At 64.2% G+C, this 18584-nt stretch carries 15 protein-coding genes and 1 riboswitch; of the genes, 5 read left to right on the plus strand and 10 right to left on the minus strand.

The genetic code is table 11. From position 1 onward, the window contains the following. Positions 1-150: 150 nt before the first annotated feature. Positions 151-1812, plus strand: coding sequence for an amidohydrolase (locus J8F10_RS05410; RefSeq protein ID WP_210652840.1), 1662 nt, complete (start codon positions 151-153; stop codon positions 1810-1812). A gap of 43 nt (positions 1813-1855) precedes the next feature. Here the strand turns inward: J8F10_RS05410 and J8F10_RS05415 are convergent, their stop codons facing one another. The 3 genes from J8F10_RS05415 to J8F10_RS05425 all read right to left on the minus strand — a co-directional run bounded on the left by J8F10_RS05415 (position 1856) and on the right by J8F10_RS05425 (position 4220). After that, positions 1856-2356 (minus strand): hypothetical protein, encoded by a 501-nt coding sequence (locus J8F10_RS05415; protein WP_210652841.1) that lies wholly within the window; start codon positions 2354-2356, stop codon positions 1856-1858. A 71-nt stretch (positions 2357-2427) separates the two neighbouring features. Further along, positions 2428-2892: a TIGR03067 domain-containing protein gene (locus tag J8F10_RS05420; RefSeq protein ID WP_210652842.1), complete on the minus strand. Its 465-nt coding sequence runs from the start codon at positions 2890-2892 to the stop codon at positions 2428-2430. Between the two features lie 92 nt (positions 2893-2984). After that, positions 2985-4220, minus strand: coding sequence for a class I SAM-dependent methyltransferase (locus J8F10_RS05425; protein WP_210652843.1), 1236 nt, complete (start codon positions 4218-4220; stop codon positions 2985-2987). 23 nt (positions 4221-4243) lie between these two features. On the opposite strand from J8F10_RS05425, the gene J8F10_RS05430 reads away from it, so the two are divergent. After that, positions 4244-4495: a hypothetical protein gene (locus J8F10_RS05430; RefSeq protein WP_210652844.1), complete on the plus strand. Its 252-nt coding sequence runs from the start codon at positions 4244-4246 to the stop codon at positions 4493-4495. Between the two features lie 106 nt (positions 4496-4601). Here J8F10_RS05430 and tsaD read toward each other — a convergent pair whose 3' ends face one another. The 4 genes from tsaD to J8F10_RS05450 all read right to left on the minus strand — a co-directional run bounded on the left by tsaD (position 4602) and on the right by J8F10_RS05450 (position 9251). Then, positions 4602-5615, minus strand: coding sequence for a tRNA (adenosine(37)-N6)-threonylcarbamoyltransferase complex transferase subunit TsaD (gene tsaD / locus J8F10_RS05435; protein ID WP_210661758.1), 1014 nt, complete (start codon positions 5613-5615; stop codon positions 4602-4604). A 39-nt stretch (positions 5616-5654) separates the two neighbouring features. Continuing rightward, on the minus strand, positions 5655-7412 hold the full coding sequence (locus J8F10_RS05440) for a serine/threonine-protein kinase (RefSeq protein WP_210652845.1): 1758 nt from the start codon (positions 7410-7412) through the stop codon (positions 5655-5657). A gap of 330 nt (positions 7413-7742) precedes the next feature. After that, the gene (gene prfA / locus J8F10_RS05445) at positions 7743-8819 is read right to left on the minus strand and encodes a peptide chain release factor 1 (RefSeq protein ID WP_210652846.1); all 1077 of its coding nucleotides are present in this window, start codon (positions 8817-8819) and stop codon (positions 7743-7745) included. A 153-nt stretch (positions 8820-8972) separates the two neighbouring features. Then, positions 8973-9251 carry a type B 50S ribosomal protein L31 gene (locus J8F10_RS05450; protein ID WP_210652847.1) on the minus strand — a complete coding sequence of 93 codons (279 nt, stop codon included), beginning with the start codon at positions 9249-9251 and terminating at the stop codon, positions 8973-8975. 309 nt (positions 9252-9560) lie between these two features. Further along, positions 9561-9649: riboswitch (S-adenosyl-L-homocysteine riboswitch) on the plus strand. An 18-nt stretch (positions 9650-9667) separates the two neighbouring features. Between J8F10_RS05450 and ahcY the strand changes: the two genes are divergently transcribed. Next, positions 9668-11089 carry an adenosylhomocysteinase gene (gene ahcY, locus J8F10_RS05455; protein WP_210652848.1) on the plus strand — a complete coding sequence of 474 codons (1422 nt, stop codon included), beginning with the start codon at positions 9668-9670 and terminating at the stop codon, positions 11087-11089. 163 nt (positions 11090-11252) lie between these two features. Here ahcY and J8F10_RS05460 read toward each other — a convergent pair whose 3' ends face one another. After that, complete coding sequence (locus J8F10_RS05460; protein ID WP_210652849.1) at positions 11253-11996, minus strand: fatty acid desaturase CarF family protein; 744 nt, start codon at positions 11994-11996, stop codon at positions 11253-11255. Then, positions 11993-12469: a sterol desaturase family protein gene (locus J8F10_RS05465; protein WP_210652850.1), complete on the minus strand. Its 477-nt coding sequence runs from the start codon at positions 12467-12469 to the stop codon at positions 11993-11995. Before J8F10_RS05465 ends, J8F10_RS05460 begins: the two co-directional genes overlap by 4 nt. A gap of 185 nt (positions 12470-12654) precedes the next feature. On the opposite strand from J8F10_RS05465, the gene J8F10_RS05470 reads away from it, so the two are divergent. Together J8F10_RS05470 and J8F10_RS05475 are read left to right on the plus strand one after the other, a co-directional pair. Beyond that, positions 12655-13260 (plus strand): ECF-type sigma factor, encoded by a 606-nt coding sequence (locus tag J8F10_RS05470; protein WP_210652851.1) that lies wholly within the window; start codon positions 12655-12657, stop codon positions 13258-13260. Further along, positions 13257-15266 carry a protein kinase domain-containing protein gene (locus tag J8F10_RS05475; protein WP_210652852.1) on the plus strand — a complete coding sequence of 670 codons (2010 nt, stop codon included), beginning with the start codon at positions 13257-13259 and terminating at the stop codon, positions 15264-15266. Before J8F10_RS05470 ends, J8F10_RS05475 begins: the two co-directional genes overlap by 4 nt. A gap of 16 nt (positions 15267-15282) precedes the next feature. Here J8F10_RS05475 and J8F10_RS05480 read toward each other — a convergent pair whose 3' ends face one another. Further along, the gene (locus J8F10_RS05480; RefSeq protein WP_210652853.1) at positions 15283-18486 is read right to left on the minus strand and encodes an RNA polymerase sigma factor; all 3204 of its coding nucleotides are present in this window, start codon (positions 18484-18486) and stop codon (positions 15283-15285) included. Between the last annotated feature and the right edge of the window lie 98 nt (positions 18487-18584).

Genomic DNA, 18584 nt, shown 5'->3' on the forward strand with positions numbered 1-18584 from the left:
AGAAATCAGAGCTGAAATTCATTCTGATATTGTCCTTTCTCTTCTGTTTCCTTTTGTGCCCTTTGTGCTTTTTTGTGGCCATCCTGTCTTTTGTTGTGATCCGCGTTATCCGTGTGATCCGCGGCTCTTTCGTTTTCTCGGGGTGAACCCATGCTTCCTCTGTTGCTTCTCCTCGCCCCCGCTGCAGAACCGCCGGTCGCAGCCGATCTCATCGTTCACAACGGCAAAGTATGGACCGGGGACGCCAAGCAACCCGAAGCACAAGCGGTGGCAGTGTGGCGCGATCGCATCCTGAAGGTCGGTACCAATGCCGAAGTGAAGGCTCTTGCGGGAGCGAACACGAAGCTCATCGACCTGAAGGGCGGGCGACTCGTTCCCGGGTTCTACGACAGCCACTTGCACTTCCTGGCGGGCGGGCAATCGCTCTCTCGGGTTGATCTCAAGGATGCGGAGGACGAAGTGGAGTTCGGTAAGCGGCTCACCGCATTCGACAAAAGCACCTCGCGCGAGCGGTGGATCGTGGGCGGGTTGTGGGACCACGATCGTACCTTTAAGGGCGAACTGCCGACTGCCGCGACCGTCGACAAGTTCGTGAAGGACCGCCCCGTATTCATCCGCCGGTACGACGGGCACATGGGGCTCGCGAACTCCGCGGCGCTTAAACTCGCCGGTATCACGGCCGGCACCAAAGACCCGGCCGGCGGGGTGATCTACCGGCTCGCGGACGGCAAAACGCCGTCAGGGATTCTCAAAGACAACGCGATGTCACTCGTGGACCGGCTCGTTCCCGAACCCGGCGACGAAGAAATCCTCGAAGCCGTACTTGCGGCTCAAAAGGCCGCGGCCGAAGTCGGCGTGACGAGCGTCCAAGACCTCGACGGGAACGCGCCCGAAACGCGGCGCACGCTCTTCCGCACTTACCAGCGGCTCGCGCGCGGGGGGAAGCTCACGTGCCGCATCGATCTGCGCTGGCCGATCGCGTTTTACAAGGAACTCGCGAACACCGGCACGACCGCGGATTTCGGCAACGATTTCGTGCGCATTGGTGGCGTGAAGGGGTACATGGACGGGTCACTCGGGAGCAGCACCGCGAAGATGTTCTCGCCGTATGAAACGGACGCGAAGGTCACCGGCGTTTACGTCACCGAACCGGACACGATGCGGAGTTACATCCGGGGCGCGGACGCGGCGGGGCTCAACGTGTGTGTTCACGCGATCGGCGATCAAGCGAATGCCGTGCTGCTCGACCTGTTCGCGGACGCGGCGAAGCAGAACGGCGCGAAGGATCGTAGGTTCCGCATTGAGCACGCTCAGCACTTGCGCCCGGAGGACTACACGCGCTTCAAAGACCAGCGTGTGATCGCCTCGATGCAGCCGTACCACGTGATCGATGACGGGCGCTGGGCCGAGGGGCGCATCGGGGCGAAGCGCTGTGCCAGTTCGTATGCCTACCGTTCGCTGCTCGATTCCGGGGCGAAGCTCGCGTTCGGCTCGGACTGGCCGGTGGCGCCGATCGACCCGCTACCCGGTATCGACGCGGCCGTGAACCGCCGCACGCTCGACGGCAAGCACCCGAACGGATGGTACCCGGAACAGCGGATCACCGTTGCGGAGGCGGTCGAGGGGTACACGCTCGGTAGTGCGTTCGCGGGGTTTCAGGAGAAGGATCGTGGGAGCATCGCGGCCGGCAAGTTGGCAGATTTCGTACTGCTCTCGCGCGACATCTTCGTGCCCGCGGAGAAAGACAAAATCGCTGACACAAAAGTGCTACTCACGGTCGTCGGCGGAAAGGTGGTCTTCGAGCGGAAGTGAACGTCGGGGCCGCGCGTCAGTTGCCCGCGGCCCCGGACAAGAGCTAATCTTTCTTCGTCAACTCGAACTCGAAGGTGCCCTCGAGTGTGGTCCCGTCTTCGTTCGCCGGGTACTTCCAGGTGCCCTTGAGCTTCATGTCCTTCACCGTTCCCGTGTACGGAATCTTGGTGATGGCCTCGGTGTTCTCGACGTCCTTCGAGCCGACCGACTCGAACTCGATCTTGTAGCCCTTGTCCTTGTTGTCCTTGTCCACGAGGGCGATCGTTCCGCGGACGAGGTAGGTCACCTTCAACTCGTCGGTCTTTTCGACGAGATCGGCCTCGAACTTTTCCCCGTCGCGCTTGGTCACGGTGAGCGCGCAGTCGAACTCCGGCGGCCCGCCGCCCATCCCTTTGAACTCGCCCTTCTGCGTCAGTTTGCCCTTCCACACGGTACCGACCAGAACCGGGTCGCCGTCTTTGGCCGGCGCCGCCTGTACCAACGCACCGGCGGTCGGCACCGACAGCAGTGCGACCGCGGCAATCATTTTTAGCACGGGGTTCATCGCGTACCTCCTGAGACTTGCACGAACCGGAGGTATTTTCGCGTCGGACGGTGGGCGCCGCCAGTCCAAACTCACTTCACCTGGCGCGCCCACGTTTCGAGGAAGAGCCCGCTGTTGGCGGGGGCCTCGAACTTGGTCGGCTTCGGTTTGTCGGTCGAGCCGTAGCACATTTTCAGTTGGTTCCCGGCCAGTTCGTAGATGCCGTGGCTCTTTTTGCCCTTCAGCGGGCCTTCGGCGAACTCGAACGTGATCGACTTCGGCGACGTGCTCGAGTCGAAGCTGACGCCGGCGAGGGCGAGCCGGAAGATGATCGGCTTCCCGTCCTTATCGAGTTTCGTGTCCTTGAAGTACAAGTGGTACTCGCTCTTATCGAACACCACGGTGACCTGTTTCATCACCTCGGTGGGCATCTGCGCTTTGCCCTCGTAGTCGCACTGGAGCGGCTTCCAGTAGCCCTGCACCTTGTCCAGATCACCCGCCGGGACCGCCGCGGGCGGATCGGCCCACGCGACTGCACCGAAAGCTAACGCGCTCATCAACGCCCCCACGCGAATCATCGCATGCCCTCTTCGGGAACTCGACTGGCTTTGGGCACGCGATATGGCTTCGCGCGGGGTTCGCGTCAACCTCAACTGAGCCGTTCGCACACGACCGCGGTGTGCGTGCCGGCAACCCGGGTGAGGAGCAGCGTGCGGTGGTTCGGGCCGTCCAGTTTCAGTTTCTTGAGCACCTCGTCGGCGTCCGCGGGCGACCCGCGCTTGATGAGCGTGACCCGGCCGATGCCGTGCTCTCGTAAATAGTCCCGCAGTTGTTTCGGGTGGAATGGTACAGCATGTTCCACAGCGAACGCGGTTGCGAAGGGTGTGGCCGTGTGCTGATCCGAAGTGAGTAGTTGCACCTCGAAGTCGATCGGGTCCGCGCCTATGCGCTCGGCCAGTTCGCGCACTAATCCGGCCCGAGTGACCGCGGAGTCGGGATCGTACACCACCGCGCCCACTTTCTCAGCGAGCGGAAGTGAATCGGACGGCGTTTCGGCCGAGAGCGTGTCTCCGGACGGGAGCAGCGTCGCGCGTCGCGCGGCCCCGCGCAGCGGTCCGAACCACAGCACGCACTCTTTCAGTTCCCCGCGAAGCGAGACAAATTCCGCTTCCGCATCCGAAGGGAGGTCCGATTTCGCGACCCCGGGAGCGATCTTTACCGCGAGTGGGAAACCCGCGGGGAACCGTGCCCGGAGAGCACTCAATGAAGGCGTGTAGTCTTCGGGGCTGAGGAACCGGCGATTCCCGCTGCGCCGGTTCGGATCGGCGAACGCGGCCTTCGCGACGAGCGGCACAGTCAGTGCATCCCCCACAATCCCTAGCACCCGATCACTCAACCCCAGCGCGGCGGCATTCGCCTCCGTCATTGCGACGCGGAGCGGATCAATATCCACCGCATCCACAGTCAAACCCGTTGAGGCGAGGGCGAGCGCGTCGCCACCGATTCCACAACACAAGTCCGCGACGTGCCCGAACCCCGCGGAACGAGCCGCGCGGTACCGGGCGACGACATCGCTCGTCGATTGCTCCAACGCTTCTCGTGTGAAGTACATCCGGTCCGCGTCGGCGAACTTGTCGCGGGCTTTGATCCGCAGAAGGGCCGTTTCGAGGGCGATCTTCGCGAGTTCCGGCGAATGGTGCTTGCGAAGGGCCGCGCTGCACGCGAGGAACGTGGCCTCCGTCGGTTGGAGCGCGACCGCCTGCCCGAGTGCGCTTTGCCCCAACGGGCTCAGCAACTGACGAAACGCTTCTAGGTCCATGATTACCCGCTCGCCCTCGACGTTCGCGTACTGCTCCGCTACCTTAAACCGAATCAGTTTAGGCACACAGACCATTAACGGAGCCGATCATGGGTAATCCCGCAACCGTGAAGCGGAAGGCGACCGAAAAGCGCCGCAAGAAGTACGAACAGCGCCTCGGGCCGGGCGTGTACCTCCCGAAAGACGAGCGCTTGAAGGTGAACGCCGAGATGGAAAAGTTTGCTGCCACCGAGAAGGAGCGGCAAGCGAAGGTGAAAGTGGAGCGCGAAGCCAAGCGGAAGGCGAAGAAGGCCGCTCCGAAGGCGGCGGCTCCGGCCCCCGCGGATAAGCCGAAAGAGTAGTTTCGCTCTATCGATAGAGTGTGCGGCCGGCGAAAGCCGGCCGTCTTCGTTTCCGTCACGTGTTCTCGTAAGCCGTTCGGTACGCTCGACCGCACAATTCCTGAAATTACAGCCAGTTCGGTTCGGCGTCTAAGTCCGGCGGGGCGAACTCCTTGCGCTTCCACTTCTCCACCGCGAGCGCCGCCATTGCCGCGTTGTCCGTGCAGAGGTCGAGTGGGGGAATGACCAACTCCGCCCCCTCCTTTACACACATCGCTTCCAGTGACGCCCGGAGCGGCTTGTTTGCACTTACCCCGCCTCCCACGGCGAGTCGCGAAAGGCCCGTTTTGCGCAGCGCGTGTTTGCACTTCATTGTGAGTACGTCGACCACCGCGGCCTGAAAGCTCGCGGCGAGGTCGGCGCGCTTTTGGCCCGGTCCGGGCGGAGTCGCTTTCTTCACATCCTGTCCGTGACAGGCGTACAGAACTGCCGTTTTCAGTCCGCTGAAACTGAACTCCAACCGGCCGTCGTCAATGAACGCGCGCGGGAAGCTGTAGGCTTTCGGGTTGCCGGTCGCGGCTTCGCGCTCGACCGCCGGTCCGCCGGGGAACCCCAAGCCCAAGATGGCCGCGACCTTGTCGAACGCTTCGCCGGCCGCATCATCGCGCGTGCTACCCAGGAGTTCGAGCGACAACGCCGTATCGCAGCGGAACAGCGCGGTGTGCCCGCCGCTCACGACGAGGCCCAAACAGGGGAAGATGTCGCGATTGGCCGCGAGTCGGCACGCGAAAATGTGACTCGCGACGTGGTTCACCGCGATCAGCGGAACGCCCAGACCGAACGCGAACGCCTTCGCCGCGCTGACCCCCACGAGCAGCGCGCCAACCAAACCGGGCGTGTTGTGAACCGCGACGCAGCCGATGTCTTTGAGCGACACGTTCGCGCGGGCCAGTGCTTCATCCACAACCGGAAGGAGACTTCTGAGGTGCGCGCGGGACGCGATTTCGGGCACCACGCCCCCGAACCGGGCGTGCAGGTCCGTTTGCGACGCGACCACGCTCGAGAGTACCTGCAAATCGTCCGTGAACACCGCCGCGGCGGTTTCGTCGCACGAGGTTTCCAGAGCCAGAAAGTGTGTCATGAGGTTCATAGTAGCGAGCGCGCCGAAGCGTGCCCGTCACTACGCCCCACGAACCAGCGTCCTTGTGTGTTCCGTGGTTACTGAAGGCGCGGGCGTTTCGATTAGCGCGGTCGGTTCCCACCACCTTGCGGCGTGCGTCGCGTTCCACTCCGCGCTGCACGCACAGCCTGCGAGTGCGGCTTCCAGATCCCGCGCACTTTGAAACCGCTCGGCCGGGTCTTTTGCCAAACACTTCGCCACGACTGTTGCGAGGTCGGCCGGAACGTCGCTTCGCAGTGTCGAAAGGTCCGGCGCGTGCTGCGTGAGGTGCGCGGTAAGCAACTTCCCCACGCTCGTGCCTTCAAAGGGCGGGCGCCCCGCCAGCACAAAGAACGCGACCGCCCCGAGGCTGTAAATATCGCCGCGCGGGTCCACGTTCTCGCCCGCGGCCTGTTCCGGGCACATGTACGACGGCGTGCCGAGCACCGTCCCGGCCCGCGTGATCTTCACGTCGGCCTCTGAACCGTGGTCCTGCACGAGCCCGAAGTCGAGGAGCTTGGCAACGTCCCGTTGCCCGCCGAGGGTGGCCACGAGGATGTTGCTCGGCTTGAGGTCGCGGTGAACCATCCCGCCCGCGTGCGCCTCCGCGAGCGCGCCGCACAACTGGCGCAACAAATACACGGCACGCCCCGGCGCCAATGGTCCGTGTTCTTTCACCAAGCGGTCGAGGGTCGGCCCCTCGAGGTACTCCATCACGTAATAAAAACTACCGTCGTCGCTGCGCCCGTAGTCGTAAATGCGGACCGTGTTGAAGTGCGTCAGGGTCGTTACGGCGCGCACCTCGCGCTCGAACCGGGCCGCGGTCGCGGGTTCGGCCGCGAGTTCGGAGCGCACGAACTTCATCGCGCACGGGCGCTTGAGCAGTCGGTGTTCGGCGAGCCACACTTCGCCCATCCCGCCCTGGCCGAGTTTCTTGCGGAGCGTGTACGCGCCGAGTTGCTTCGCCTCGCGGATCGCGTCGAACGCCTGGCGCTGGAGCGCGATCGAGCGCGACGCGCTGAACACCGCGATGATCCCGGCCATGAGCAGCGGGATCGCGGTCCCGGGGAGGAGGCGCGGGAGCGAGGGGCGCACCGCGGGGTTGAGCGCAACGGCCAGTGCGGTCGCCACGATCGGAACGAGGATCAGGAGCCCGGCACCGATTAAACTGCGCCGCCGGGTGTTCGGGATCAGCACGCCGTAGAAGATGACGGCGAACACGATCGGGTAGTTCGTCATAACGGCATCGAACCGGTAAACGAGGTCGTAGTAGCGCAGGTCCGTCGATTCGGCGGGGGTCGCGTACAGCACGGCGAACCGGGCGGTGCCCGCGGCCCACCCGAGTACGGCGAACTGACTCACTTCGACGGTACGCAGTGCGGGGAGCGCCACGTCCGGGTTCCGCAGGATGAACACGAGGCCGGCGATACTCTGCGCGAACCCGAGGAGCGGGAGCCCGATTGCCCACCGGCCCAATCCGGCCTCGGCCGGCAGCACCGCGAGCCCGGTGATTCCAAAAAGCGTAATCAGGCCCGTTGCAATACCGATCGCACCGTGTGTGACGAGCAACCGTTTGCGGAGCAGTTGGCGCGTTTCCTCGACGAAGCCCGCGGAACCGGTCGAGGTCGCGCGCGGGAGCGTGACGCCCGTCTGAGGGCCGGGCTCGGACGGGCGCACGAGCGTTTCGTCGGTGGTCCTTGGTGCCTCGCGCACGATCGTGGCGCCCGACACGTCCGGTTCAGGCGGGTGAGTTGCGGTGAAGTCCGAAATATCCGGCATGAGGCGGCTCAACGAGCGCAATTCCAGGAAAGTAGAACATTACATCCTAGCACTACTTCGGGTGGGCCAGAGGGATTTCATCGCGTGCACCGAATCAGGAATTAGGGGCGGGCGACGGGGGAAGGGATACCGGACCACTCATCGAACGGATTGGGTTTGTTCTTCGTCGCCTGCCACGGGCTTCGCGCCGTGATTTGGGTACTCATTCAGGAACTCGCCCCGGTAATACGGGAGGTTCCCGAGAACAGAGAATCCCGTTCGCAGCCCCGGATCGAGGAACTCTCACCGGTTCGCGCCAACTGTGAGTTCGTGGTACGTGGGCGGGGCGGCTCACTTCGGGCTGTTCGCGGCCAGCTTCTCTTTTCGCACGTGGTCGCGCATGGGCTGGACCATCTGCTCGAGGTCACCGGCCATGATCGCGTCGAGCCGGTACGCGGTGAACTCGATGCGGTGATCCGAGCAGCGGTTCTGCGGGAAGTTGTACGTCCGAATGCGAGCGTTCCGGTCGCCGGTGCCGATCAGCGACTTCCGCATGTCGGACCGCTCTTTGTGCAGCTTCTCCTGCTGCCGCTCGAACAGGCGCGAGCGCAGAATGCGCATCGCCTGCTCGTAGTTCTTGCCCTGGCTCCGCCCGTCCTGGCACTTCACTTCCATCTCTTCGGGCGTGCCCTTCTTGTACCAGATGCGGACCGCGCTCTCGGTCTTGTTGACGTGCTGACCGCCCGCGCCGCCGGCCCGCATCCGCTCCCACTCGATGTCCGCGGCCTCGTTGACAAAGACCTGCGCCTCTTCCGGCTCCGGCATCACCGCGACGGTCGCGGCGGACGTGTGGATGCGGCCCTGCGTTTCCGTGGCGGGGACGCGCTGGACCCGGTGCCCGCCGGACTCGTACCGCAGGTACTGGTACACGTCGTCGCCGGACACGCCGAAGGTGATTTCCTTGAACCCGCCCGCCTCGCCGGGGCTGAACGCGATCTCTTCGAGTTTCCAGCCCTTTTCGCGAGCGTAGCGCGTGTACATTTCGTACAAGTCGCCCGCGAACAGCGCGGCCTCGTCCCCCCCGGTCCCGGCCCGGATTTCGACGATCAGTTTCGAGTAGTCTTCGCCCGGGTCGACCAGGAGTTGTTCTTCGATTTTCGTGTGGAGCGTGTCGCGCTTGGGGCGCAGTTCCGCTAACTCCTCGTCCGCCATCGCTTTGAGGTCGGGATCGGCGGCCATTGCCTCCGCGTCCGCGATCGCGGCGCAGAGCCGCTTGTACTCGATGTACGGCTCGATGGTTTTGGCGAGCGCCCCGCGCTCCTTGCCGATGGCGCCGGCCTTCGACGGGTCGCTGGCAATGACGGGGTCGTAGAGTTGTTGTTCGAGTTCGAGATAGCGCGCGAGTTGCGATTCGAGTGCCGGAAACATAGTTCGTGCTTGGAGTTGAGTGTGAGTGTTTGGTACTCAAAAACGCGAGCCGGCCCGGGGCGCTAAAGCGGCCCCAGGTCGTATGCGGCACGGTTCTGTGAAGTACCCGTCACAAACACTCTCCGCCGGAGGTGAACCCCGAACGCGACGCGATTACTTCGCGCCGTCCTTCTTGGCGTAGCCGGCGCCGGTCTTCTTGTACTTGTCGTTGAACTTCTGGACGCGCCCGGTGGTGTCGAGCAGCTTCATTTTGCCCGTGAAGAACGGGTGGCTGGCGCTGGAGATTTCCAGTTTGTACAGCGGGTACTCGTTGCCGTCGGTCCACTTGATCGTCTCAGTGGTCGGGGCGCACGACTGCGACAGGAAAGCGAAGTTCGCGGCGGCGTCTTGGAACACGACCGGCCGGTAGTTCGGGTGAATGCCCTTCTTCATGACTCTGCTCCGCGGATGTCGGTTAGGCTTGTTATGGTAGGAATCTGGCCGCAATGCGACAAGGCAATCAGAAGAACCTGTCCCCGTCCCTCTCCATTAAACAGTCGAGAGGGGAATAACTTCCGTTCCTCGCTACAGAGTCGCCTTTTTCACACAGATCGGGCCGTCACCGAGACCGACGCACGAGGAATGTTGGTCGCCCGGATTTTGGGTCCTTCCCCTTGACCCTGACCTATTCCTCATTCTATGTATATAGTCAACGGATGAACATTCGACGGGGCTTTACATAGAGTCTATGAACCACCACCACTTCTCGAGGGGCGCTGCAACGGGACGCATGGGCGTACTTGCCAGGCTCGATGGGGTGGATTACTACCGTGCAACGGCGCCCGTTCATCGTTTAGGAGACTTTGAACGTGACCACTGTTGCGCAAAAACCTGCTACTTTCAACGACTACCACGTCGCCGACATCGCGCTCGCCCCCTGGGGCCGCCGCGAGATCGCCATCGCCGAAACCGAGATGCCCGGCCTCATGGCCATCCGCGAGGAGTACGCTGCGCGCCAGCCCCTCAAGGGTGCCCGCGTTACCGGCTCGCTCCACATGACCATTCAGACGGCCGTCCTGATCGAGACGCTTAAGGCTCTCGGGGCCGAGGTCCGCTGGGCCTCGTGCAACATCTTCTCGACCCAGGACCACGCCGCCGCCGCCATCGCCGCCGTCGGTATCCCCGTGTTCGCCTACAAGGGCGAGTCCCTCACCGAGTACTGGGAGTACACCCACAACATCTTCGAGTGGGCCGACGGCGGGCACACGAACATGATCCTCGACGACGGCGGCGACGCGACCCTGCTGCTGCACCTCGGCGCCCGCGCCGAGGCGGACATTCACGTCCTCGACAAGCCCACCAGTGAGGAGGAGCGCGTCCTCTACGCCGCCATCAAGAAGCGGATCGCGTCGCAGCCGGGCTGGTACGCCGAGCGGCTCGCCGCCGTCAAGGGCGTGACCGAGGAAACCACCACCGGCGTCCACCGCCTCTACCAGATGCACAAGCGCGGCGAGCTGAAGTTCCCCGCCATCAACGTGAACGACTCGGTCACCAAGTCCAAGTTCGACAACCTGTACGGGTGCCGCGAGTCGCTGGTGGACGGCATCAAGCGGGCCACCGACGTGATGATCGCGGGCAAGGTCGCCGTCGTCGCCGGCTACGGGGACGTGGGCAAGGGCTCGGCCCAGGCCCTGCGCGCCCTCTCCGCCCAGGTGTGGGTCACCGAGATCGACCCCATTTGCGCGCTGCAAGCCGCGATGGAAGGGTACCGCGTCGTGACGATGGAGTACGCCGCTGACAAGGCCGACATCTTCGTGACGACCACTGGCAACTTCAGGGTCATCACGCACGACCACATGAAGGCGATGAAGAACCAGGCCATCGTCTGCAACATCGGTCACTTCGACAACGAGATCGACGTGGCGTCGCTGGAAGACTACCGCTGGGAGGAGATCAAGCCGCAGGTCGATCACGTCATCTTCCCGGACGGCAAGCGGATCATCCTGCTCGCCAAGGGGCGCCTGGTCAACCTCGGCTGCGGCACCGGCCACCCCTCTTACGTGATGAGTTCCTCCTTCGCGAACCAGACCCTCGCGCAGATCGAGCTCTGGCAGCACAACGCCAAGTACCCCGTCGGCGTTTACGTCCTGCCCAAGAAACTGGACGAGCACGTCGCCCGGTTGCAGCTCAAGAAGTTGAACGTCCAACTCACCGAGCTGACGACTGAACAGGCCGCCTACATCCACGTCCCGAAGGAAGGCCCCTACAAGACCGACCACTACCGCTATTGATCGGCGGCGCGGCACCAGGGAGTCGCTCCCTGGTGCCGCGTTTGAATACCCGGACGTCTTCAACGCCGGGTGGTAGTCCGATACCCATTTCTTTGGACAGTGCGGAACGCGACAACAGGTGCCGAATCGGAGACCGACTGGTTGTTGATGCGCCCCAGCGCGATCAGGAAACCTCCTGTTGGTTGGTTCCACGCGGGCGCTCAGTTGCAATGGGAACGGACTCACTTCGCGGTTCGCATCCGGTAAGTTTGGTCACGCTCCATTCGAGAGTTTGGAAGAAGCGGATCGCGTTCAGGAACCCGTCGCACCAGCCCGTGGTAATGCCGTAGTTCGTTGCGAACGGCGCCTTGTGATGTTTGCGATGGTGCTCGCGACTCAGAATCGCCCCGCGCCGCTGCAACCACGCGACCACGCGCGGCGGCGATTTCATGTGCGCCCACTGGTGAAACTGGCTCGTCCACATTCCCCAGCCGCCAACTGCGGCGAAGAACAAGGCGGTGATGCGCCCGCCCGCGGTACCGAGCGGGATCAAGAACGGCACCAGGAGAAAGGGAAGGGCGGAGAGAGCCGTGTCGCCGTTGGTGGTGAAGAAGTTACTCTTCAGCATCTCGAGTGGGCGGGCGTGGTGGTACCGGAACGGGTGCAAGAAGCGCCTGCCGACCCACGGCGTGTGTTCTGTTCCCCATGTGTCCCCGGCCCAATGAAGTACCGCGGCGAAGAAGTCCGCGCCGAGCAGCCCGAGCACGATGACGACCGGTGTTGTCCAGTGCCAGAACTCGGGCATGCGGGCGAACAGGGCCACGTGTGTCAGTACCAGCCCGATCGCTCCGAGGACCGAGACCACTTCGATCGGCTGGAGCGGGAATTCGGGCTCACCCTGAGTGCTTGGTCGCGCCGGGGTATTCATCGCGTGCCCCCGTGGCGCGGGTGACGTGACGTGATTCCGTGGTCGGCGAAGGTGCCGAACACGCGGTCCCATAACCGGGTGACGATGCCGAAGTTGTAGCGCGGGGTTTCGCCGTGGTGCAGTTCGTGTGAGGTCGGGCGCATCCAGAACACGAGCCGCGGGCGCTCGTGGGACAGTTTGTGGACCAGCGCGAGCACGAACACGTAGGCCGCACCGCCCAGAAGGAACCCGGTGCCCGCGACCGGCGAGTGCAGGAACCCCAACCAGCAGAACGGAACCGCCCCGAGGGAGAAGTCGCGGAAGTCGCCCCACAGCGTGTCGGCTTCGTTCGATTTGTGGTGCATCCGGTGCCGGTGTGACACGAACGTGCGGCTCCGGGCGTGGAGGAGCCACCGGTGGAGGACGTACTCGACGAGTGTTCCAACGGGAAACGCTAATGCGAACGCAATCAGGATCGTGGTCACGGTTAACATGGGGTCGGCTCCGGTGTACGGGAATGGCCCGCTACCCGTTCCTCAACAACCGGTTCCCGAACCCTGCGCGCCCGTGTTCTTTTTCAGAATCGGCCCGGCCGTACTCGTGCTTGTCAACTGTCTGGTCCGCCTCTAGACTCATTCTCACTTCGACCCGATTACGGGGCTGCCAAAGGCGACCGCACATGTCCGCTGAGGGTTCCATCACTCGCTTCCTCGGCCCGCTCCGAGCCGGCGACGAACGGGCCGTTCAGAAGATCTGGGAGACCTACTACGAGCGCCTTGTGAGCCTCGCCCGGAAGAAACTCGGTTCCGCCCCGCGCCGGGCCGCGGACGAAGAAGACGCCGCCCTCAGTGCGTTCGACAACTTCTGTCGCGGCGCGGTCGAGGGGCGGTTCCCGCGACTGCTCGATCGGGACGATTTGTGGCAAATCTTGTTGGTCCTCACCGTCCGCAAAACCGTCAACCTGTTGAAGCACGAGAACGCCCTGAAACGTGGTGGTCGGGCGCCGCGTGCCTCTGCCAACCTCGGTGATACGAGCGGCGACGAGGCCGCGCTGGCTCAACTGATCGACCGGGAACCGGATCCGGGGGTCGCGGTCGAAGTGGCAGAGGAGTGTCGGCGGCTCTTGGAAAAGTTGAGCGATCCCGAACTGCGCGCGGTGGCGGTCTGGAAGATGGAGGGCCACACGAACGAGGAAATCGCCGCCAAACTGGGTCGATCGCTGGGTAGTGTGGAGCGGAAGTTGCGCGTGATCCGAACCCTCTGGGGGCAGGAGCTGCCGCCGTGAGTGCCACTTTATCATGGGACGATGACGCGCGTGCGCGGCTGCTCCGGGTAGAGCGGGCGTGCGACGAGTTCGAGGACGCCTTGCGCGCGGGCCTTCGTCCTTTGATCGAAGATTTATTGGGCCGCGCCGCGGAACTCGACCGGCCGACGCTCCTTCGCGAGCTGCTGCTACTGGAGTTGCACTACCGCGGCCGGACGGGTGATGCGCCGAACCCCGACGAGTACCACCGGCGTTTCCCGGAGTACCCCGAGTTGGTCGCACGCGCCTTCACCGGGGTACCCACAGAACCGCCGACGTTGGTTGAGAGTTCGAGCACCAATACGGTGCCCGAACGTCCCCGGGTTGAGGTACCCGGCTACGAATTGCTCGGCGAGTTGGGGCGCGGCGGGATGGGCGTCGTGTACGAGGCGCGGCAAATCAAATTGAACCGCCCGGTGGCGCTCAAAATGATCCTGGCCGGGGCACACGCGGACACGGGGCAGCAGGCCCGGTTCTTGGCGGAAGCGCACGCGATCGCCCGGCTGCGCCACCCCCATATCGTGCAGATCCACGAAATCGGCGAGGCCGATCACCTGCCCTACTTCGTTCTGGAGTTCGTCGAGGGCGGGAACCTGGCGCAGAAACTCGATGGGTCCCCGCAACCGTTTCGCGCTGCCGCCCGGTTGGTCGAACTACTCGCGCGGGCCGTTTCCTACGCTCACGAGCGCGGGGTCGTACACCGCGACCTGAAACCGGGGAACGTGCTTTTGACCGAAGCCGGTGAGCCGAAGATCGCCGATTTCGGGCTGGCGAAAGTGGCTGACGTCGGGGCGAGCCTGACCGTGACCGGCGCGGTGATGGGTAGCCCCAGTTACATGGCGCCCGAACAGGCGCGCGGGGACGGCAAGAGCGTCGACGCGGCCGCGGACGTGTACGCGCTCGGGGTGATCCTGTTCGAGTTACTCACCGGGCGCGTTCCCTTTGTTGCCGAGACCACGGCCGCGCTCTTGCGCATGGTCGAGAGCGAAGAGGCTCCCGCGCCGAGGTCGTTTTCCCCCGCGGTGCCAAAAGAGCTGGAGGCGGTCTGTCTGAAGTGTCTGGAAAAGGAGCCGAGTCACCGGTACCCAACCGCGCTCGCGCTCGCAGAAGACGTCGCCAACTTCCTCGCCGGGAAGCCTATGGCTCACGTCAAAGTACCCGGTGCTTGGGCACGGTTCCGCCGGCGGTGTCGGCGCAAGCCGGTGCTCACGAAAATAGTGAGTTTTACCGGCTTCTTCAGCCTCGTCGCGCTGGTCGCACTCGGAGTCACTCTACCGCCCCGCGATGATTCCCTCTGGCGCGTCCAGCGCTCCCACAAGCTGACCGTCGGCATCGATCCGAATTGTCCGCCTTACGCCTTCAAGAAAGACGGCCAGCTCACGGGGTTCGACGTGGAACTGGCGCGCGCGATCGCCGCCCGATTAGGGGTGGAGGCGGAGCACCACGAGTTGTATTGGGATTGGGCCGGGATGAACCGCGAACTTAAGACCCGGCGCCTTGATGTTCTCCTTTCGGCCACGACCATCACCGAGGAGCGGAAACAGCAGGTCGCGTTCATTGAGTACGCGCGCGACCCGCTCGTGTTCACCGCGCGCCCCGGAGCGCTCTTCGCAAGTCCGCGCGACTTGGTTGGTAAGATCATCGCGGTGCAGGAGGGTACCACCGCGCAGGACACCGTCGAGCGCTTGCAGCGCGAGGGTTTGGGGAGCAAGGAGATCGTGCGCTATCGTAGTTCACCCGAACCGTTCGCCGCCGTTCAGTCCGGGACTGCCGACCTCGCCCTGGATCACCAGTTGATCGCCCGGTACGCGAGCCGGGAGCGCAAACTGGTGATCCAGGGCGAGGTCGGGTGTGCCCTCGACTCCGAACCGCTCGGGATCGCGCTCCGAACGGAGGCTCGCGCGCTCCGAAAAGCGATCGAGGACGCGCTCCGGGCCATGAAAGACGACGGCGAATTCGATCGGATTCGCGACCAGTGGGCGCGCTGACCGATCACGTCGCGAATCACTTCTTCTGCTTGTCGAACCACTCCTTTGCTTTCTTGTGTGCCGCAACGCGATCGGCGTCGCGCAGGAACCCAACCGAGTACGGGCCGAATCGATCTTCGGGATTCATGCGCTTCCCGGCGTCCGGGCCGTGGGGCCAGCGCCAGTAGAAGCCGAAGTCGTCCGGGTCTTGGCCGAGTAGGTGCAGCCGCATCGCGGTGGCCACGTCGCGCAACTGGGTCGTGGTGTCCTGCCCCTCGACTGGTGTCCGGTAGATGCGGAAGACCGGTTCGCCCGGTTTCGTCGGCGGATCGTGGAGGAAGACACCGGACTGGGCACCGTTTGCCGCGTGTGCCTCCAGCAACGGGAGATCGTCCTTCGTGCCGAGTTTGCCAACAGCGAGAATTGCAAGCCCGACATTCCGCGCCGTGTTTCCCGGGTACGGGTCGTCCTTGACTTTCGCTCGAACGGTCTCGCGCGCGGCGGGGAGCACCTCTTCGATACCAAAATCGAGCGCGAGTTGGAGGCCATGCGCGCGGCCGGTGTAATCGACCCGCGCCGCAGTCCATTTACCGACGAGTTGACGAATCGCGGGCGCAACAGTTTTGTCCTTGAGTGCGGCCGCAATCGCATCATTTGAGTGCTTCCCACCGGGCAGGAAGTCGAGGCTGTGGGACGTGTGGAACGCCCCTTCCGTGCCGGGGAAGGTACCCAAATACATCCATCCCACCACGTCCGCGAGCGGCGCGGCAACGAGCTGGAACGATCCGACCCCGATCGGGATGCGCGCGGCCTTGTTCAGTTCGGCCCAGCGGTCGTGGTAGAGTTTGCCGGCCGTGCTCGGGTCCGCGGCAACGGCGTCGAGCAACGCGACGTTGTGGGGTAGGCTCCGAATGCGCTCGAAGAGGGCACGACTCGGCTTGTCGTCGCCGATCACCTTTGCGAACCGCTTCCAGTGTGTCGCGTCGAACTCGGCGCGGAACAGTTGGTCGAGCAACTCGCGGCACCGCTTTGTGATCTCCGCGTTCCCGGACTTCAGCCCAATTTCGAGAGCGGCACGGGCTTTCGATCCGAGTTCCTTCAGCTGTTTCTGCGCCGCCTCCCGCTCGGCGAAATCCTCGCTGCCGAGTTGCTCGACGAACTTCATGTGCGCCGGGTCCGGTTTCACTACGTCCTTCTGCTTATCGAGGAACGCTCGCGCCTTCGTGTGGGCCGCGGTGCGAGCTTCTTCGTTGGAAAAGCCGAACGGCTCCCCGAAGTAGACCGCGACGACCGGGCGGCCGTTCTCGCGCGCGAAACGGTTCTGTGCGTAGGGGAACCCGAACTCGAACGGGTCTTGATCGCACAGTAAGAGCGCGAGACCGATGGCGTGGTCGCTGACCTGCATGCGGCGCGAGCGCGGGCCGAGTCCGACCGACGGCGAAGGGGGAACGACGAGAGCCGTTGGGTCGTCGTAGAGCGGGGTGAATAGCGGTAGGTCCGCGATATTGCCGAACTGGGCGACGGCGTGCAGGGCGGCGCACCGGGAATCCGGTCCGCGGCCCTTGTCGGCCGCGATGGTTCGAGCCGCGGATAACACGTCTGCTATGCGCCACTTCACGGCCAGCTCGAACGCACAGTAGATGACGGCCGGTTCGGTCCGGTGGGTGAGCCACGATGCGAGCAATTTTCCAAAAACGCGATTCATTCCCGGCGCTGCATCAACCGCATCGGGGCGAAACTTGGGGCTCTGTTCGAGTATCTTACCCTGGAGCCCGAGTTCCAATCCGCGTGCGAAGTGGACGCGCCCCTCGCCGTGCAAGAGCAGTTCAGCCTCTTCACCGGCACATTTGGACCGCGCCTTTTCGGTGCCGGGGTAACTGCCGAGGAGCATCAGGTACGCGGTCTCTTCGCCACGGTCGCACGGCCACACCGAGATCTCGAAGAACACGCGCAGGTTGCCCAGGAAATGCCGGCCAACGTGAACCATTGCCTCACGGTATTGTTGCTCCGCTGATTCGGGACCGGCTTCCGCGGTGTCGAGCCGGTGCAGCCAGTCCGCGTGCTTAACGATCAGTGCGAACAAATCGCGGCTCGCACGGGTGTTCCCGGTGATGGCCCGGTAGCGCTTCCAGATGGGGTGGCTCGGTTCGTCGTCGGCTTTAGTAGGGTCAAAGGTTTTTACCAGATCATCGAGCGCGGTCTTCCGGGCCACAGTCAGGATCGCTGCGGCGCGTGTGCGCACTTCGGGGTTTTCGGACTTCAGACCGGCTTTCAGCGCGGGTTCGGCTCTCGAGCCGAGTTTGCGCAGTTCTTTGTCCGCGGTCTCGCGCTCGTTGAAGTCTTCGCTGCCGAGTTGTTTTACCAGCGGGGCGGCCGGGTCTTCGGCGAGACGCGGAGCGGGTGCGAGGGGCTTCGCGTCCGAAGGGGAGCCGGGCGAAGTCGTCATCGCGTATCCGCCACACACGACAGTAGCGACCAGTGCGGCGGTGAGCGCAACGGCCCTCAGTTGGTCGAATAGCATTCCCTTGAGCACCGTGGACGCGGCCGCGTTCGCCACGCCCCCCGCGGCCCCGCGCACGGCGGCCGTCGTCGTTCGGAGCAACCCGGCGGACACCGCGACGGACGGGAGCAGTGCGCTCAGCGCGACGGCGGACGTTACACCCCGCGCCGATAGACGCTCCGCGAGTTTCCGTTTCGCGGCGGCGAGCCGACTGGAGAGGGTACCTTCGGCGATGCCCAGCTCGAGCGCGGCCTGCTTGCGGGACAGCCCACGCAGTTCACACATCACAACGGCTTCACGCAGGAAATCGGGGAGTTTCGCCAGTTCCTCGTCAATGATGGCGGCTTGCTCCGTGACGACGAGTGCGTCCGGGGTTGTGGGGGCGCTGGCTCTGGTTCCCGGAGCCGTGAGTAGGTGTTTCCGCCGATCGCGCATGATGCGTACTCCCCGGGCGGTTCGCACGGCCACGCTGTAGAGCCACCCCGCCACGTTCGACCCACGAACCGCGCCCGCTTTGCGCGCGAGTACCAGGAACACGGCTTGGAAGGCGTCTTCCGCGTCGTGCGCGTCGGACAGAATGCGGCGACACACCGCGAGCACCATCGGCCCGTGCCGCCGGACCAGTTCGGCGAACGCATCGTCGGTGCGCGCGCTGATGAACGTGCGGAGGAGTTGAGTGTCCGTGGTTCTGGACGCGGGCGGTGCGGCAAAGCGCACGAGCGCGACGGCGGAGCGGGGCATGATCGACCCTCCGAATTACGGTTCGCCCCAATAGTGTGTGGCTGATCGCCGGCGCGTCGCGCGTTTCGCACGCGACCAGCTAAATCGACAGCGCCGCA

The sequence above is a fragment of the Gemmata palustris genome, from assembly GCF_017939745.1.
In the GTDB taxonomy this organism is placed as follows: domain Bacteria; phylum Planctomycetota; class Planctomycetia; order Gemmatales; family Gemmataceae; genus Gemmata; species Gemmata palustris.

Excerpts from the sequence above, each read along its gene's own strand:
- J8F10_RS05410 (WP_210652840.1), top strand. The coding sequence starts at position 151 with ATGCTTCCTCTGTTGCTTCTCCTCGCCCCCGCTGCAGAACCGCCGGTC.
- J8F10_RS05415 (WP_210652841.1), bottom strand. The coding sequence starts at position 2,356 with ATGAACCCCGTGCTAAAAATGATTGCCGCGGTCGCACTGCTGTCGGTG.
- J8F10_RS05420 (WP_210652842.1), bottom strand. The coding sequence starts at position 2,892 with ATGAGCGCGTTAGCTTTCGGTGCAGTCGCGTGGGCCGATCCGCCCGCG.
- J8F10_RS05430 (WP_210652844.1), top strand. The coding sequence starts at position 4,244 with ATGGGTAATCCCGCAACCGTGAAGCGGAAGGCGACCGAAAAGCGCCGC.
- tsaD (WP_210661758.1), bottom strand. The coding sequence starts at position 5,615 with ATGACACACTTTCTGGCTCTGGAAACCTCGTGCGACGAAACCGCCGCG.
- J8F10_RS05440 (WP_210652845.1), bottom strand. The coding sequence starts at position 7,412 with ATGCCGGATATTTCGGACTTCACCGCAACTCACCCGCCTGAACCGGAC.
- prfA (WP_210652846.1), bottom strand. The coding sequence starts at position 8,819 with ATGTTTCCGGCACTCGAATCGCAACTCGCGCGCTATCTCGAACTCGAA.
- J8F10_RS05450 (WP_210652847.1), bottom strand. The coding sequence starts at position 9,251 with ATGAAGAAGGGCATTCACCCGAACTACCGGCCGGTCGTGTTCCAAGAC.
- J8F10_RS05460 (WP_210652849.1), bottom strand. The coding sequence starts at position 11,996 with ATGAATACCCCGGCGCGACCAAGCACTCAGGGTGAGCCCGAATTCCCG.
- J8F10_RS05465 (WP_210652850.1), bottom strand. The coding sequence starts at position 12,469 with ATGTTAACCGTGACCACGATCCTGATTGCGTTCGCATTAGCGTTTCCC.
- J8F10_RS05470 (WP_210652851.1), top strand. The coding sequence starts at position 12,655 with ATGTCCGCTGAGGGTTCCATCACTCGCTTCCTCGGCCCGCTCCGAGCC.
- J8F10_RS05480 (WP_210652853.1), bottom strand. The coding sequence starts at position 18,486 with ATGCCCCGCTCCGCCGTCGCGCTCGTGCGCTTTGCCGCACCGCCCGCG.